The organism is Dactylosporangium sp. NPDC051541 (genome assembly GCF_044454505.1).
Lineage (GTDB): Bacteria > Actinomycetota > Actinomycetes > Mycobacteriales > Micromonosporaceae > Dactylosporangium.
The window spans coordinates 1,360,023-1,375,942 of record NZ_JBITDU010000002.1 but is presented as its reverse complement, the minus strand read 5'-3'; the positions used below and the strand labels follow the sequence as shown (position 1 = coordinate 1,375,942).

16 protein-coding genes are annotated in these 15,920 nt (G+C 73.7%); 11 read left to right on the top strand and 5 right to left on the bottom strand.

Translation table 11 applies throughout. The features are described from left to right. Positions 1 to 64: 64 nt before the first annotated feature. On the top strand, positions 65 to 580 hold the full coding sequence (locus ACIA8L_RS13900) for a YfbM family protein (protein ID WP_395904065.1): 516 nt from the start codon (positions 65 to 67) through the stop codon (positions 578 to 580). 74 nt (positions 581 to 654) lie between these two features. On the opposite strand, the gene ACIA8L_RS13895 is transcribed toward ACIA8L_RS13900, so the two are convergent. Further along, complete coding sequence (locus tag ACIA8L_RS13895; RefSeq protein ID WP_395904063.1) at positions 655 to 1,803, bottom strand: molybdopterin-binding protein; 1,149 nt, start codon at positions 1,801 to 1,803, stop codon at positions 655 to 657. A 44-nt stretch (positions 1,804 to 1,847) separates the two neighbouring features. Beyond that, positions 1,848 to 2,771: an NADP-dependent oxidoreductase gene (locus tag ACIA8L_RS13890; protein ID WP_395904061.1), complete on the bottom strand. Its 924-nt coding sequence runs from the start codon at positions 2,769 to 2,771 to the stop codon at positions 1,848 to 1,850. Positions 2,772 to 2,830: 59 nt separating this feature from the next. On the opposite strand from ACIA8L_RS13890, the gene ACIA8L_RS13885 reads away from it, so the two are divergent. The 7 genes from ACIA8L_RS13885 to ACIA8L_RS13855 all read left to right on the top strand — a co-directional run bounded on the left by ACIA8L_RS13885 (position 2,831) and on the right by ACIA8L_RS13855 (position 10,730). Then, complete coding sequence (locus ACIA8L_RS13885; protein WP_395904059.1) at positions 2,831 to 4,060, top strand: aspartyl protease family protein; 1,230 nt, start codon at positions 2,831 to 2,833, stop codon at positions 4,058 to 4,060. Between the two features lie 414 nt (positions 4,061 to 4,474). Further along, positions 4,475 to 5,227 (top strand): ArsR family transcriptional regulator, encoded by a 753-nt coding sequence (locus ACIA8L_RS13880; protein WP_395904057.1) that lies wholly within the window; start codon positions 4,475 to 4,477, stop codon positions 5,225 to 5,227. Then, a complete protein-coding gene (locus ACIA8L_RS13875; RefSeq protein WP_395904055.1) occupies positions 5,224 to 5,607 on the top strand; it encodes a VOC family protein in 384 nt (127 codons plus the stop codon). Before ACIA8L_RS13880 ends, ACIA8L_RS13875 begins: the two co-directional genes overlap by 4 nt. Continuing rightward, entirely contained in the window at positions 5,604 to 6,794 is a 1,191-nt protein-coding gene (chrA, locus tag ACIA8L_RS13870; RefSeq protein WP_395904053.1) for a chromate efflux transporter, read from the top strand. Before ACIA8L_RS13875 ends, chrA begins: the two co-directional genes overlap by 4 nt. 48 nt (positions 6,795 to 6,842) lie before the next feature. Continuing rightward, complete coding sequence (locus ACIA8L_RS13865; protein ID WP_395904051.1) at positions 6,843 to 7,319, top strand: hypothetical protein; 477 nt, start codon at positions 6,843 to 6,845, stop codon at positions 7,317 to 7,319. A gap of 40 nt (positions 7,320 to 7,359) precedes the next feature. After that, positions 7,360 to 9,024, top strand: coding sequence for an ABC transporter transmembrane domain-containing protein (locus tag ACIA8L_RS13860; protein WP_395904049.1), 1,665 nt, complete (start codon positions 7,360 to 7,362; stop codon positions 9,022 to 9,024). Next, entirely contained in the window at positions 9,021 to 10,730 is a 1,710-nt protein-coding gene (locus tag ACIA8L_RS13855) for an ABC transporter ATP-binding protein (protein WP_395904047.1), read from the top strand. The genes ACIA8L_RS13860 and ACIA8L_RS13855 overlap by 4 nt, the downstream gene beginning before the upstream one ends. A gap of 5 nt (positions 10,731 to 10,735) precedes the next feature. Here the strand turns inward: ACIA8L_RS13855 and ACIA8L_RS13850 are convergent, their stop codons facing one another. Together ACIA8L_RS13850 and ACIA8L_RS13845 are read right to left on the bottom strand one after the other, a co-directional pair. Then, complete coding sequence (locus tag ACIA8L_RS13850) at positions 10,736 to 11,185, bottom strand: MarR family winged helix-turn-helix transcriptional regulator (protein WP_395904045.1); 450 nt, start codon at positions 11,183 to 11,185, stop codon at positions 10,736 to 10,738. Between the two features lie 7 nt (positions 11,186 to 11,192). Beyond that, complete coding sequence (locus ACIA8L_RS13845) at positions 11,193 to 12,323, bottom strand: FAD-dependent oxidoreductase (RefSeq protein WP_395904043.1); 1,131 nt, start codon at positions 12,321 to 12,323, stop codon at positions 11,193 to 11,195. A 117-nt stretch (positions 12,324 to 12,440) separates the two neighbouring features. Here ACIA8L_RS13845 and ACIA8L_RS13840 point away from each other — a divergent pair, with 117 nt between their 5' ends. Next, positions 12,441 to 13,352, top strand: a complete 912-nt coding sequence (locus tag ACIA8L_RS13840; protein WP_395904041.1) for a hypothetical protein — start codon at positions 12,441 to 12,443, stop codon at positions 13,350 to 13,352. Between the two features lie 36 nt (positions 13,353 to 13,388). Here ACIA8L_RS13840 and ACIA8L_RS13835 read toward each other — a convergent pair whose 3' ends face one another. After that, complete coding sequence (locus ACIA8L_RS13835) at positions 13,389 to 14,075, bottom strand: GNAT family N-acetyltransferase (RefSeq protein WP_395904039.1); 687 nt, start codon at positions 14,073 to 14,075, stop codon at positions 13,389 to 13,391. 109 nt (positions 14,076 to 14,184) lie between these two features. Between ACIA8L_RS13835 and ACIA8L_RS13830 the strand changes: the two genes are divergently transcribed. Together ACIA8L_RS13830 and ACIA8L_RS13825 are read left to right on the top strand one after the other, a co-directional pair. Continuing rightward, on the top strand, positions 14,185 to 15,147 hold the full coding sequence (locus ACIA8L_RS13830) for an amino acid ABC transporter permease (protein ID WP_395904037.1): 963 nt from the start codon (positions 14,185 to 14,187) through the stop codon (positions 15,145 to 15,147). Then, positions 15,147 to 15,917 (top strand): amino acid ABC transporter ATP-binding protein, encoded by a 771-nt coding sequence (locus ACIA8L_RS13825; RefSeq protein WP_395904035.1) that lies wholly within the window; start codon positions 15,147 to 15,149, stop codon positions 15,915 to 15,917. The genes ACIA8L_RS13830 and ACIA8L_RS13825 overlap by 1 nt, the downstream gene beginning before the upstream one ends. Positions 15,918 to 15,920 lie beyond the last annotated feature (3 nt).

The window sequence follows — 15,920 nt, the reverse complement described above, 5'->3', positions numbered from 1 at the left end:
CGGCCGGGGTCTTTCGCGGGCGCGGTACCGCCGTCGCTCACGGCACCCGTTAGCGTTGAGTGCCATGAGCATGAACGGCAACTACCTGCGCCTCGCGCCGTTGGAGATCGAGCGGGCCCGGAAGGACCCGGACTGGGCCATGGAGTACTCCGACGATCTCGAGGACGCCGAGCTCGAGGCGCCCGACAGCCCCGACGGCAAGCTCGCCGTGGAGCGGCTGCACCGCACCGATCGGCTGTGGGACGTGCTGCGGTTCCTGCTGGAGCGGGCCGGCTGCCCGGTCGGCATCGTCTACGGCGAGGAGGAGTTCACGGAGGCGGACTGGGGCTACGGACCGGCCCGGCTGCTGACCGTCGAACGGGTCCAGCTCGCCGCCGAGTTCCTGGCCGCGCTGCCCTACGACCAGCTCGTCGCCGGGGTGACGGTGGCCGACCTGGCCGCCGCCGACCTCTACCCGGGGTTCGACACCCCTGACGCGGACTCCGTCTTCGAGTACCTCCGCCGCTACTACGACGACCTCGTCGAGTACTTCCGCATCACCGCGGCCGCCGGTGACGGCCTGGTCGTCTGGCTCAGCTGAGGGCGAGCGCGACGCCGACCGGCGCGCCCTCGTCCAGGCCACGATCGGCCGCTACGGCACGGCGAGCGCGGCCGCTACGGCAGGTCCAGCAGCCGGGCCGGGTCGCCGCTGGTCCACGTGTCGCCGAGGACGGCGAGGGCGTCGGCCGCCGCGACCGCCCGTAGCCCGCCGGCCCGCGCATTGTGCAGGATCCGGCCCCGCCCGTCGTGCAGTGCCACGGGCACGATGTGCGTGCACCCGGGCCGCGGCCGCGCTTGCCCGGTGACGGCCGCGGTGACCGGCGCCGGTTCGGCCCGTCCGGCCGTGGCGGCGACGAGCGGCTCGAGCAGTGTGAGCGCGGCGACGAGCCCGGCGAACGGATTCCCGGGCAGGCTCACGACCCGCCGCCCGTCGGGCAGCCCGGCCAGGCCTTGCGGATGCCCGGGCCGGCAGGCGACCCCGTCGACGAACCAGCCCGCCCCCAGCCGCTCGAGCGTGTCCCGCAGGTGGTCGGCGGCCCCGGCCGAGGACGAACCACTGACCACGACGACGTCCGTGTCGGCGGCGACGATCGCGTCCCGCAGCGCATCGGCGTCGTCGGCCACGTGCCGGGCGGCGGCCAGGGTCCCGCCGGCCCGTTCGACGACCGCGCCCACCAGCGGCGTGAAGACATCCCGGACCTGCCCCGCGCTCGGCCGGCCTTCCAGCACGACCTCGTCCCCGGTGACCAGGAGCGCCACCCGCGGCCGCGGAACCACCGCCACGGTGTCCACCCCGAACTGCAGCGCCGCCGCGACGGCCACGCGCGTGACCACCCGCCCGGCGGCCAGAATCAGATCCCCGGCCTGGCCGTTCTCCCCGGCCCGCCGGATGTGCGCCCGCGCGGGGGTCCCGGCGACGACTTCGGCGTCGAGGGTGCTGTCCTCATAGGGCAGTACCGCATCGACCCCACCCGGCACCGTCGCCCCGGTCGCGATCTCCATGGCCTGCCCCGCCGCGAGCCCGGCAACGGCCGGTACCTCCCCGGCCAGCCGCCGCCCGATCAGCCGCCACGGCCCGGGCCCGGCCACCGCGTATCCGTCCATGGCCGCGATGTCCACGGCCGGCGAGCCGGTGGCCGCGACGACGGGCGCGGCGAGGACCAGCCCGGCCGCCCGCTCAACCGCGACGAGCCGGGCGGCGAGGGGCTGAGCCGCCGCTCGCCCGGCCGCATGAGCATCGGCCCACGCCAGGTTGACGATCACCGCTCGCCCACTTCCCGCTGCGGGCAGCACCCAAACGCCGGACTCTACGGGGTCAGGACGAGCTTGCCGAGCAGCCCGCCGGCGAGGACCCGGCGGTGGGCGTCGGCCGCCTCGGTCAGCGGCACGGTGCCGGCGACACGGGTCAGCAGCCGGCCCGCGGCGACCTGCGCCACCAGGTCGGCCAGCAGGGCTCGGTCGAGGCGGATGAGCTGCAGGTCCTGGCGCACCCCGCGGGACGGCACGATCGTCGGCGTGGGGCGGGTGGCGACGACGACGCCGCGGTTTTCGACGGCGGCGGCCGCGGGCCGGCCGACGGGGACCGCGTCGAACACCGCCGGCACCGGGCCGACCGTGGCCAGGTCGGTGGAGCGGGGGATGACGACGTCCGCGCCGAGGCCGTGCACCCACTGCTCGTCGCCGTCGCCGGCCTGGGCCAGGACGCGGTAGCCGCTCTGGACGGCGAGCTGGGTCGCGAAGCCGCCGACGCCGCCGCTGGCCCCGGTGATCAGAATGCTGGTGCCGGGCGGGAACAGGCCCTGGGCGATGAGGGCGAGGCCCTGGTGAGCGGTCTGGGCGTTGAGTGGCACGGTGGCCGCGGCGGCGTAGTCGAGCCCGTCGGGCAGCGGCACCAGCCAGCCGGTGTCGGCCGCGATGTACTCCGCGTAGCCACCCGGTGCACCCCGGGTCAGATACCACGGGACCATGCCGGCGACCCGGTCCCCGACCTGGAACTCGGTCGTGTCGGGGCCGACCGCGGTGACCTCGCCGGCGATGTCCCAGCCCGGCAGGAACGGCGTCGGCACCGGCCCGAGCGGAATCTCCCCGGTGGTGGAGGCGACGTCGGCGGGGTGCACGCACACGGCGCGGACCCGGACGACGACCTGGCCGGACCCCGCCACGGGATCGGGCAGCTCCGTTACCTGCAACACCTCAGGCCCGCCAAGCGCGGCCGCGACGACCCCCAGCACGCGTTCACAATAGACGATGGTGACGCCACGGATACGTCCCCGTCTGTTTGATCGGCTCCATGACAGATCACAAACAGATGAAGCGGCGGGGGGTACTCCTCGGAGGCGCCGCGATCGCCGGAGCCCTCTGGACCGCACCCGCCGCCGCGTCCGCCGCGGCCGACCCGGACGTGCTCTTCCGGGACGGCCGGTTCGCGGAGGCCGACCGCGGCTACGCCCACCGCCTCCGCGCCGACCCCTACGACCCGCACGCCCTCGCCCAGCGCGGCTACATCGCCCTGCTGCACAACCGCTTCGCCGACGTCCAACGGTTCCTGGGACCCATCGCCGGCAGCGACCCGCTCGCCCGCCGCCGGCTGGCCGAGTCCTACGTCCGCCAGGACCGCTACGACCAGGCGGTCCCGCTCATGGACGGCCCGCTTTCCCGGGTGTACTCCAACCTGGGCCCCCACCCCTGGCAGGTCCTGGGAGCCAGGCGCACCCGCGTGCCGTTCCTGGGACTGGACCCGCTCCCGCACGTGCCGGTGTCCCTGAACGGCGGCCCGCCCCGCACGATGCTGATCGACACCTACGCGACCCTGACGCTGTCGACTCCGGAGGCGGAGCGCCTGGGCCTGCAGGTCCTGGCGACGGCCGAGGGCGTCCTGGGCAACCACCCGGTCACGATCTCCTTCGGCATCCTGGGCTCCCTCCGCCTGGGCGACATCGAGCTGCGCAACCTCCCCGTCCAGTGGGTCGACACCGACCTGCCGACCCTGCCCGACGGCACACCCCCGACCGGCGTCTTGGGCACGACCGTCCTGTACCACCTGCTGTCCACACTGGACTACACCGGCGGCGCCCTGCTGCTGCGCCGCAAGGACGAGCCCGCCCCCTACACGACGAACCCGCTGCCGCTCTGGCTGGCCGGCGACCACTTCCCGTGCACGCTGGGCACGCTGGGCGGCTACGGCCCCAGGATCGTCACCCTGGACTCGGGCGGCATAGCCCACGGCCTGGACACGACGGCCGAGATCGCCGAACGGGCCGGCATCAAGGTCGACTACGCCCACCCACAGCAGGTGAACGGCGTCGACGTCTACCCGATCCGCCCCGACCGCATGGCCCTGGGCCGCGTCGGGGCCCGCAACATCCCCGGCAACGCGGTGGCCGCGGTCTGGCCGGGCCTACCGGGCCCGGGCCAGTCGGCGATGTTCGGCTTCGACGCGATGGCCAACTTCACGCACGAGTACCTGAAGCGCTTCAAGGTCACCTTCGACTACGCGGCGATGCGGGTGTCGGTCAGCTAGGGCTCTGAGCAGACCGTCGGCCGGGGCGGGTCTGCCCGCGCGGGCTGCGGGACGGCCCCGGCGGCGCCGGCGTGCGGGGCGGATGCGGGCGCGTGCACGGCGTTGCGCGGCCCGAACGTCCGGATGCCCCGGCGGTGGTCCAGGACGCCAGGCTCCGCCGGGCCGGATCGAGATCGGTCACCCGCGCCGCCGTCCACTGCCCGAGCTGATCGGAGAGGCCGCGACGACGTCCCCGGGCGCGACGTCCCCGGGTGCGGCGACGTCCCCGGGCGCGATGGCGGCGACCGGAGCGCGTGGCAGGGGTGCAGGGGGCGGTGAGCCCCCTGCCCGGGGCGGGAGCGAAGCGGCCCCGGAATCCCCTCGTTCTGACGCTTTTCGATTATTACCGGCCGGATTTTGCATCAAACTAGTTTGATGTATTCTGAGGGCGTGGGCGTGACCGGAGGAGACGAACCGCCGGTGTTCCTGGCCGCGGCCGGGCATCCGGTGCGGTGGCGGCTGCTCGGGGCGCTCGCCGGCAGTGATCGGCAGGTGCACGAGCTCACGGCGGCGGTCGGTGAGCGGCAGAGCCTGGTGTCGTATCACCTGGGGGTGCTGCGCAGCGCCGAGCTGGTGCGGACCCGCCGCAGCGCCGCCGACGGGCGGGACGTCTACTACCGGCTCGACCTGGTCCGCTGCGGGCAGTTGCTCGCCGTCGCCGGTGGCTCGCTGCACCCCGCGCTGCGCTACCGGGCGCCGGGTGCGGCGGCGGTTGCCGGGCCGGCGCGGGTCCTGTTCTTGTGCACGGGGAACAGTTCGCGGTCGCAGATGGCCGAGGCGCTGCTGCGGTCGCGGTCCGGCGGTGTCGTGGTGGCGTGCAGTGCGGGCAGCCGGCCCAAGCCGGTCCATCCGGACGCGGTGGCCGTGATGGCCGCGCGCGGCGTCGACCTGCGGGCCGCCCGCTCGAAGCACCTCGACGTGTTCAGCGGCGAGCGGTTCGACCGGGTCATCACCCTGTGCGACCGGGTCCGGGAGGTCTGCCCCGAGTTCCCCGGCCGGCCGGTCGCCGCGCACTGGAGCATGGCCGACCCGTCGGCGGAGCCCGACGGCCGCGCGGCGTTCGAACGGACCGCGGACGAGCTCACCGAGCGGATCGAGCACCTGCTGCACACCCTGGAGGGATCATGACCGACGCCACCGTCAGCGTGCGCTACCTGGTCGACGACGTGCCGGCCGCGGTCGACTTCTACACCGCGCACCTCGGCTTCACCGTCAACACGGCGTTCCCGCCCGCGTTCGCCGACGTGCTGCGCGGCAACCTGCGGCTGCTGCTGTCCGGCCCGGCCAGCTCGGCCGGGCGGGCGATGCCGGACGGGCGGGTCCCGCACCCCGGCGGCTGGAACCGCATCCATCTGATCGTCGCCGACATCGACGCCGAGGTGGCCCGGCTGCGTTCGGCCGGCGTCACGTTCCGCAGCGGTGTCGTCGACGGGCCCGGCGGCCGCCAGATCGTCCTCGACGACCCGGCCGGCAACCCGATCGAGCTGTTCCAGCCGGCCGGCGCATGAGTGGTGCACCGCGGGCGGAGACCTCGGCGGGCGGCGGCCGGACGGTCGTGGGTCTGGGTACCGTCCTCAAGGAGTGGGGCCGCATCGGCTGCCTCGGCTTCGGCGGCCCGCCGGCCCACATCGCGCTGCTGCGCAAGCTGTGCGTCGAGGACCGTCAGTGGCTCGACCCGCAGGAGTTCGAGGACGCCATCGCGGCCTGCAACCTGCTGCCCGGCCCGGCCTCGACCCAGCTGGCGATCTTCTGCGCCTGGCGGGTCCGGGGCCGCGCGGGCGCGCTCGTCGGCGGGGCGGCGTTCATCGTCCCGGGGCTCGTCGTCATCCTGGCCCTCGCCGTGCTGTTCCTCCGCGGTGACCCGCCGACCTGGGTGAGAGCGGCCGGCGCGGGCGCGGGCGCGGGTGTCGCCGCGGTCGCCGTCCAGGCCGGTGTCAGCCTCATCCCGGCCGGCTGGCGGCGCGCCCCGCAGCAGAGCAGCCGCCGGCGCTGGGTGCTGTACCTGGCGCTCGGCACCATAGCCGCGGCGACGATCGGACCGTGGCTGGTGCTGCTCCTCGTCGCCCTCGGCATCGCCGAGGGGGTCGCCCAGCGCGTCCCGGCCCCGCGCCGCCCGGCCGCCGGCCTGCCGGTATTCGCCGCCGCCGGCATCGCCGGGGGTGTGCTGCCGGCCGTGGCCTGGGTGGCGATCAAGGTCGGGGCCCTGTCCTACGGCGGCGGCTTCGTCATCATCCCCCTCATGCGCGCCGACGCCGTCGACCATTACCACTGGATGACCGGCGCCCAGTTCCTCAACGCCGTCGCCCTCGGCCAGATCACGCCCGGTCCGGTCGTGCAGACCGTCGCCGTGGTCGGGTACGCCGCCGCGGGCATCGCCGGCGGTCTGCTCGCCTCCGCGGTCGCGTTCAGCCCGTCGTTCGCCTTCATCCTGTTCGGCGCCCACCGCTTCGACCGGCTCCGCGGCAACCGCACGGTCCGCGCGTTCCTCGACGGCGCCGGCCCGGCCGCGATCGGCGCGATCCTCGGATCCGCCATCCCCCTCGCGCTGGCGCTCACCCAACTGTGGCAGTTCGCCGTCCTCGCCGGCGCCGCCGTGCTCCTGCTGGCCCTGCGCCGCGGCCCGGTCCTGACCCTGCTCACCGCGGCCGCGGCCGGCGTCGTCATCGTCCTCGCCGGCGGCCCCTTGCCGCACTGAGCGCCGGGCGCGCTTGCGTGGCCGAAGCGGGTGCGGGATCGTGCGGTAGTGCGCGGGCGGGTGTTGCGGGTGCTGCTGGCAGTACCACGGCTGCTGCTGGCCCTTGGGGTCATTGCTTGGGCGCTGATCAATGTGGCGCTGCGGCGGACGCCGCCCCGGCCCGTGCGGCTGGACCCGTCGAGTGCCGATCCGGTCGGGGACGCGCTGGTTGGCGCTCGGCCCGTGTCCCGGATCGCGGGGGAACGCCTCGATGTCGAGGACCTGCGGTGGATCGTCGGCGTGGGCGAGCTGGAGCCGGTCGACGAGGACGGGTTCAACACCGTCGCCGGGCTGGACGACGTGGTGAGCTCATACGCCGACGTGGCCGTCGACGGGCTCGAAGCGGCGCTGGTGGAGCAGCCCGGGATCGACGCCGTCGCGCACACCGACCGTGAGGTGCTCCTCGTGCGCAGCGTGCTCGCGCTGCCCGATGTGCACGCGGCGGTCGTGCGGGCGCTGCTGGCCGTCAATCGAACGGGGGAATAACCGCTTCGGGCCGCGCTCGCCCATCGGACATGATGGGTGTATGTGGACACGGGGGCCGGTGCGGTATCTGGGGTGGCTGGCGTGGCGGCAGAAGCGGCGCGTCGCGCTCGGTGGGCTGTGGAGCTCGCTGTGGATGATCAGCCTCGTGATCACGCCGTACCTCATCGCGCAGGCCGTCGATCGGGGGCTGCGGCCGCGGCAGGCCGGGCCGCTGCTCGTCTGGGCCGGCGCAATCTTCGCGGTCGGGGTCGCCAACGCGGTGCTCGGCATCCTGCGGCACCGGACCATGACCAAGATCCGGCTGGACGGGGCGCTGCGCACGGCCGACGCGGTCATGGCCCACGGGGTGGAGCTCGGGGCCGCGCTGCCCGGGCGGGTCACCGCCGGCGAGGTCGTCACCATCGGCATCGGGGACGTGTGGCTCGTCGCGCGGGCGCTGACCGTGACCGGGCCCGGCGTCGGCGCGGTCGTCGCCTACGCGGTCGTCATGACACTGCTCGTGCGGGTGTCGGTGATGATCGCGCTGGTCGTCGCGGCCGGGGTGGTGGTGCTGGCGCTCGGGCTCGGACCGCTGCTGCGGCGGCTCAACTCGGCCGGCGGCGAGTATCGGGAACAGCAGGGGCGGCTGGCCACGCGGCTCGTCGACGTCCTCGGCGGCCTGCGGATCCTCAATGGACTCGGTGGCAAGGACAGCCATTTGCGACGGTACTCCCAGCAGTCCGACGAAGTCCGGGCCGAGGGCTATCGCATGGGCGGGCCGCTGAGCTGGATCACGGCCCTGGGCGACGGACTGCCGACGGTGTTCCTGGCCGGGGTCACCTGGCTCGCGGCGCGGCTCGCGGTCCGGGGCGACCTCACGCCCGGCGAACTGGTGGCCGTCTACGGGTATGCGGCGATCCTCGTCGTGCCCACCTGGATGCTCATCTTCAGCGCCGGCGACGTCAGCCGCGGCGTCATCGCGGCCCGGCGGGTCATCGCCTTCCTGCGGCTGCCCGTCGAGCCGCCCGGCACCGGCGCGGCCCCCGACGGACCGGCGGTGCTGCGCGACCCCGAGTCCGGCGTGTCCGCCGAGCCGGGGCGGCTGACCATGCTGGCCTCGGCCCGCCCGCACGACGCGGCCCTGATCATCGACCGGCTCGGCCGCTACGGCCCGACCGCCGCCACCTGGGGTCCCCACCCCATCGCCGGCGTTGCCAAGCCCGCCGTCCGCGAACGGGTGCTCGTCGCCGAGCACGACGCCGACCTGTTCGCCGGGGCGCTGCGCGATGTCGTCGCCGGCTGCGGCGGCGTCGACGAGGACGCGGTCCGGCGGGCGATCCACGCCGCGGTCGCGACCGACGTCGCCGGGCTCGACCACCGCGTCGAACGCGACGGCCGCAACCTCTCCGGCGGGCAGCGGCAGAGGGTCCGCCTCGCCCGGGCCCTCGCCGCCGACCCGGAGATGCTCCTCGCCACCGACCCGACCTCGGCCGTCGACGCGCACACGGAGGCGGCGATCGCCGAACGCCTGACCGCGGCCCGCACCGGCCGGGGGACGTTGTTGTCGACGACATCACCGGTGCTGCTGGACCGGGCCGACGTCGTGCATTACCTCGTCGACGGCCGCGTCGCCGCCTCCGGCACCCACCGTGAGCTGCTGGAACGCGAACCCGGCTACCGAGACCTGGTGAGCCGGACCTTCTCCGCCGCCCAGGAGGCGCTGTGAGCACGCCGACCTTGCCGATCGCCGACAACCGGGCGGTCGTGCGGGCGGCCCGGCGGCTCATCGCGGCCGACAAGGGGTCCGCGGCCGCCGTCCTGCTGCTCAACGTGCTGGCCGCGGTGGCCGCGCTGGGCCCGCCATACCTGCTCGGCCGCATGATCGACGCCGTCACCGGGTCGCGCACGGCTGGCCGGATCGACCTGCTGGCGGCCGCGGTGCTGGTGTGCGCTCTGACGCAGACGTTGCTCGCGCGAACGGCACTGCTGCTGGGGTACCGCTTCGGCGAGCGCACCGCGGCCCGTATCCGCACCGGATTCCTGCGCCGGGCCCTCAACCTCCCCGCGTCCGTCATCGAGCGCGTGCCGCCCGGCGACCTCGCCGCCCGCGGCACGACCGACGTCGACGCCGTCGCGGGCACCCTGCGCGACATCCTGCCCGGCGTGTTCATCGCCGCGATGGAGGCGCTGTTCCTGGTCGGCGCGCTGTTCGTGCTCGACCCGCGGCTCGGCGTGGCCGGCCTGCTCGGGCTGTCCGGGATCGTGGTCACCGGCCGCTGGTACCTGCGCCGCGCCCGCACCGCCTACCTCGAAGAAGGCGCGGCGAACTCCGAGCTGGCCGAGGAGCTGGCGGCGACGGCGGCGGGTGCCCGTACCATCGAAGCCTTTCGTCTGCACGAATCCCGGCTGACCGTCGGGCGGGCCGCGATCGCCCGGACGAAACGCAGCCGGCTGGCGACCCTGCGACTGCGGTCGGTGTACTTCCCGGCCGCGGAAGGCTCCTACAACGTCCCCGTCGTGCTGGTGCTGCTGATCGGCGGGCTGCTGTACTTCAACGACCGGATCACGCTCGGCACGATCGTCGCCGCCGCGCTGTACCTGCGCCAGCTGATCGGCCCGATGGACAGCATCCTGATCTGGCTCGAGCAGTTGCAGAGCAGCAGCGCGTCGTTCGCCCGGGTCGAGGGCCTGGCCGCCGTCCCGCCCGCCCCGGCGACCGCGACCGCCACCCCGGACAGCGACCGGATCGAGGTGCGGGGCGTGCGTTACGCGTACCCCGGCGGCCCGGACGTGCTGCACGACGTCGACCTCACCGTCCAGCCCGGCGAGCGGCTGGCCGTCGTCGGGCTGTCCGGCGCCGGCAAGTCCACCCTGGGCCGCCTCCTCGCGGGCGTCGACCGCCCGCACACCGGCACCGTCACCGTCGGCGGCGTCGCCGTGGCCGACCTCCCACCGGACCTGCTGCGCCGGCAGGTGGTGCTGGTGACCCAGGAGCATCACGTCTTCCGCGAAACCGTCCGGGACAATTTATTGGTACCCGCACAGGACGATCGCCTGGCCGAAGCCCTCCGCACCGTCGGTGCCGACTGGGCCCACGACCTCGACGAGGACCTGGGCGAGCACCCACCCACCGGCGCCCAGGCCCAGCAGCTGGCCCTGGCCCGGGTCCTGCTGGCCGACCCGCACACGGTGATCCTGGACGAGGCGACCGCGTTGCTGGACCCGAGCGCGGCCCGGGCGGCGGAGCGGGCGCTGGCCGCGGTCCTGCACAACCGCACGGTCATCGCCATCGCCCACCGCCTGCAGACCGCGCATGACGCGGACCGGATCGCGGTGATGGACGCCGGCCGGATCATCGAACTGGGCACCCACAACGACCTGATCGCCCGCGACGGCCCGTACGCCCGCCTCTGGCGCCAGTGGCACGGCTGACGTTGTCACAGGCTGGACAGCTGGGCGCGGTAGACGGCGCTCATCGTGTCGTAGTGCCGGGCCAGGAACCGCAGTTCGTCGGTGCTGTAGCCGGCGATGACCTCGTGCACGGCGGCACCGAAGCCGGCGTACAGCCGGCCGCCCTCCTCGACCCGTTCGGGGACGAGCGTGACGATGACGCGGCGCCGGTCGGCCGGGTCGCGTTCGGCGGTGACGAAGCCGGCGTCGGTGAGGCGGCGGATCAGGCTGGTGATCGCGCCGGTGGTGAGCCCGGTCTGCGCGGCCAGCTGTCCCGCCGTCGCGGACCCGCTGTCCATGAGAAAGTCCAGGCACTCCATGTCGGTGACGGTCAGCCCCAGCCGCGCCGCGAGGGCGTGCCGGAACAGCACCGACAGCCGGGACGACTCCCGGCCGGCCCGCATGAACGCCGCGGTCGCCCGCTCCCGATCCTCCACGCGCCCATTATGGAACGGTCACCCGGTGCAGCCGCGGCAGGACGCGCGTCAGGACCAGGTGCGACAGCTTCCCGCCGCTGGTGAGGCGGCGCATCATGCCGGCCGCGGTGTCGACGGCCTTGAAGGCGTACGCGGGCATCTCGCGTTGATAGGCGGCGAGGGCTTCCGCGGTGGGGCGGCCGTCGGTGAGGTACCCGCCGAGCAGTGCCGCGTCCCGGAGGGCGGTGTTGCCGCCGTGTGCGCCGAACGGGGGCATGGCGTGGATGGCGTCACCGATGACCGTCGCGCCGGGGAGGGCCCAGGTGGTGGGCCGCCGGCCGACCGCGAACGGGCTCAGCACCGTGGCGTCGGCGTCGGCGTGGTCGATGAGCCGCCGGATCAGCGGGTGGAACCCGGCCACGAGGTCGGGTAGCTCGCGCGCGGCCTCCCCGGGCCGCAGCACCACACCCCACATCACGTAGTCGCCGTCCGGCTGCGGCTCGCCGAATCGCATGGCGGTGAAGAAGACGGCCCGCCCCGGTTCGTCACCGAGTGCGAGGACCCCGCTCTTCTCCAGCGCGACCGGCAGCCCGGCTTTCGCCAGGGGTGTCCGCCCGTAGATTCCGGCGACTCCGGAGTCGACCGGCTCGGCTCCGGGCGCGATCGCCGACCGCAACGCCGAGCCGACTCCGTCCGCTGCGACAACGACAGACGCCGCTATGGTACCGCCGGCGACGAAGCGCAGCCGCAACCCCTCCGGGCCCGCTTCGACACCGACCGCCGCCTGTCCATAGTGGACGCGGTCCTCGAGCCCCTGCAACAGGATGGAGCGCAGCACCTGCCGATCCATCTGCCGCCCGGACTCGTCGGTCGCCGCGAAACTCAGCTTGAACGCGTCCCGCAGCTTGCTGTTGGTGAACCGGAAATACCCGCCGGGCGCCCCGGCGACGGCCACGGCGCGCTCGAACCGCTCCGCGGGCAGGCTGTCCCGCAAGGCACCCAGCCCGTGACTGTCGACGGTGATCCGATACCCCTGCCGCCGCACGAACGGCCCCGGGTCCCGCTCGAACACCCGCACATCAACACCGCTCCGGAGGAGCCGCTGCGCCAGACAAAGCCCAGCCAACCCGGCCCCGACCACAGCCACCTCGATCGCCATGCACAAAACCTTAGCCATTAAGATAACACTGCGCAATGGTCGGCGGCCGCCACACTCCGCCCGGCCGGCGCAACGCGGCCGAGCGGCGCTGATCATGGCTGCGGTAGCACCCCGCGCATGGGGCACCGGGAGCGCCTTCCGCCGCGGGCCGTCGCCCCCGGGGACGTCGTCGCGGCCTACTCCGAGGAGCTCGGGGAGTGGACGGCGGCGCAGGTGACGAATCTCGATCCGGCCGGGCGGACGACGGGGGTGCTGGAGCTGGACTGGTCCGGGCCGGAGCCGTCGTCGCTGGCCGACCTCGGCGAGCTGCGGGAGCTCACGCTGACCCACCACGCCCACAGCGGCCGGCTCTCCTACCGCAACTACGAGTGGCTCCTCCCGCGCGGCTACAAGGTGCTCGGCAACGCGCCGCTGCTGGAGGACGGCAAGTCGAACAGTTACTCGGGTGGCTGGTACATCGGGGATCAGCTGGCGTCGCAGCGGCGGTGGGACCGCGGCGAGCGGATCACGCACCATCCGGGCCGGCGGTCGTTCTTCGGCCATGAGCTCGCCGAGCTCGTCGCCCGGGGTGAGCCGCTCACCGAGCTCTGGAATGTCTCCGTCGACCGGATCGACGCCGCCGACGGCCATGACCTCGCGGGCCTCTTCCCGAACGCGGTGCGGCTGCGGCTGGCCGGGAACCTCGGCCTGCTCAGCGGAGCCGACGGGCTGAACCGGCTGCGCAAACTCAGGTCGCTGTTCGTCGTGGACCTGTTCGGCATGGTGGCGGGGGACTGTCTGTCGACCGCCGCGGTGCCCGACCTGGCGCAGCTCGAGCTGCACAGCGTGCCCGCCGAATACGCGGCCGCCATGAAGAAGGTGTGGGTGCCGGAGGCCGCCAACGGCACCTTCGTCGAGACCGTCGAGCGCGACGAGCTGTTCGACGCCCTCGACGCGATCGTCGACTACGCCGAGGCCGAGCACGGCCGGGCCTTCGCCGCCGCCCGGGAGCAGCTCGCCGGCGGCGTCAACGACGTCCGCGACTGGTGAGCGGGGAGCGGGCCGAGTGCCGCGACCGCCGGGAAGCTAAAGGCCCGGGGTCCGGTACACCGCGAACGTCGTGCGCCGCCGCAAGTGGAAGCCCAGCTGCTCGTAGAGCCGGATCGCCCCCGTGTTCGAGGCGGCCGCGTGCAGCAGCACCCGGTCGCCGCGCGAACGGATGTTGTGGGCGACCGCGCGGACCAGCCGGCCGGCCAGGCCCTGCCCGCGGTGGGCGGCGTCGGTGCACACGGCGCTGATCTCGGTCCAGCCGGGCGGGTGGAGGCGCTCGCCGGCCATCGCGACCAGCTGCCCGTCGCGGCGGATGCCCAGGTAGGTCCCGAGTTCGAAGGTGCGGGCGCGCCACGGGCCGGGGTTGGTCCGGGCGACCAGGTCGGCCATCTCGGCGGCGTCGGCCGCGCCCAGGATCACGGCCTCGGGGTCGGGGGCGGCGTCGACGCCGTGGCCGAGCATCTGCACACCGGTGCCGAGCGCGACCTGCTCCCAGTCGGCCGGCGGGGCGACGTCGGCGCCGCTGAGCGGGACCTCGACGCCGGGGCCGGCCAGGGCGGCGAGGTCTTTCCAGGTCGTCTCGTCGCGCTCGTCGGGCAGGCCGGTGAAGACGGACACGTCGGGGTGGTAGCGGCGGACTGTGCCGTAGGTCTCGGCGAAGCGGGCGTGCGGGCCGTTCAGTGCGTGCCAGGCCGGGTTGTCGAGCACCGTGTCGTCGTTCATTGAGCGCCTCTTAAATACTAGTAACCCGATCGGGATTGACAACATACCGCGAGAATCCCTACCGTTCCAGTAGCGATTCAGACCGTGACACCCCGATGGAGCCGTTGCCATGGCCGAGCCACTGACCCTCAAACCCGAAGCACCGGCCGCCGGTGGCCGGGCCGTCGAGCTCGACCCGCAGCTCACCGGGCGCCGGGTCACCCCGCGGCGGCGGCCGCTGCGCTGGCTCGTCAGCGCGGTCGTGCTGGTGGTGCTGGCCCAGTTCATCGTGGGCGTGTTCACCAACACCCATTACGAATGGCACAAGTTCTGGCCCTACTTCACCCGCGAGTCGATCCTCGACGGCGTCGTCGTGACGCTGAAGGTCGTCGGGCTGAGCGCGGTGTTCGGCCTGCTGCTGGGCGTGGTCGTGGCGCTCGGGCGGCTCTCGACCAACCCGCTGCTGGCCGGGCTGGCCTGGGCCTACGTGTGGTTCTTCCGGGCCCTGCCGCTGCCCCTGCTGCTGATCATCACGTTCAACTTCTCGTACTTCTACCCGCGCCTCGGCATTGGCATCCCCTGGGGGCCGGTGTTCGCCGAGGTCCAGACCTCGTCGCTGACACCCCTGGCGATCGGGGTCATCGCCCTGAGCCTCAACGAGGCCGCCTACGCCGCCGAAGTGATCCGGGGCGGCATCCTCTCGGTCGAACACGGCCAGATCGAGGCGGCCAACGCGCTCGGGTTGTCAAAAGCACGGCAACTGCGGCGGGTGGTACTTCCACAGGCCCTGCGCTCCATCGTCCCGGCCTACGGCAACCAGCTCGTCGGCCTGGTCAAGGCCAGTTCCCTGGTGTACTACGTGTCGCTGCTCGACCTCTTCGGCGCCGTCTTCGTGCTGGAGTCCCGCCACCCCGAGTCGATCGTGCCGATCCTCATCGTCGGCGCGGCCTGGTACCTCGTCATCACCGCCGTGCTCTCGATCGGGCAGTTCTACGTGGAGCGGTTCTACGCCCGCGGCGGGGCCCGGGCGCTGCCCCTGACGCCGATCCAGAAGCTGCGCCGGTTCGTCCGCCTGAACAGGAGAGGGTTCTGATGACCGCGGCCACGGCCCTGGAGATCCGTAACGCGCACAAGTCGTTCGGCGAGCGCCAGGTGCTCAAGGGCGTCGACCTGACCGTGCGGCCCGGTGAGGTCGTGGCGATCCTCGGCCCGTCCGGCTCCGGCAAGTCGACCCTGCTGCGCACCATCAACCACCTCGAGCGCCCCGACCTCGGCTACGTCGCCGTGCACGGTGAACTCATCGGGGTCGAGGTCCGCGGCACGCACCTGCACGAGCTGCCGGAGCGGGCGGTGCGCGGGCAGCGGACCCGGATCGGCTTCGTCGCCCAGAGTTTCAACCTGTTCCCGAACTTGACCGCCCGGGACAACGTGGCCGAGCCGCTCATCGCGCACAAGCGGCTGAGCCGGCCGGACGCCTACGCCCGGGCGATCGAACTGCTGACCAGGGTCGGGCTGGGCGACCGCGGCGACGCGTACCCGCGCCAGCTCTCCGGCGGCCAGCAGCAGCGGGTCGCGATCGCCCGCGCCCTGGCGCTGGAGCCGCGGCTGGTGCTGTTCGACGAGCCGACGTCCGCGCTCGACCCCGAGCTGGTCGGCGAGGTGCTCACCGTGATCCGCCGGCTCGCCGAGAGCGGCACGACGCTGATCATCGTCACGCACGAGATCGGCTTCGCCCGCGAGGTCGCCGACACCGTCGTGTTCATCGACGACGGCGTGATCGTCGAGCAGGGGCCGCCCGCGCAGGTCCTCGACAACCCGCAGCAGACCCGCACCCGCGAGTTCCTCTCGAAGGTGCTGACATGAATC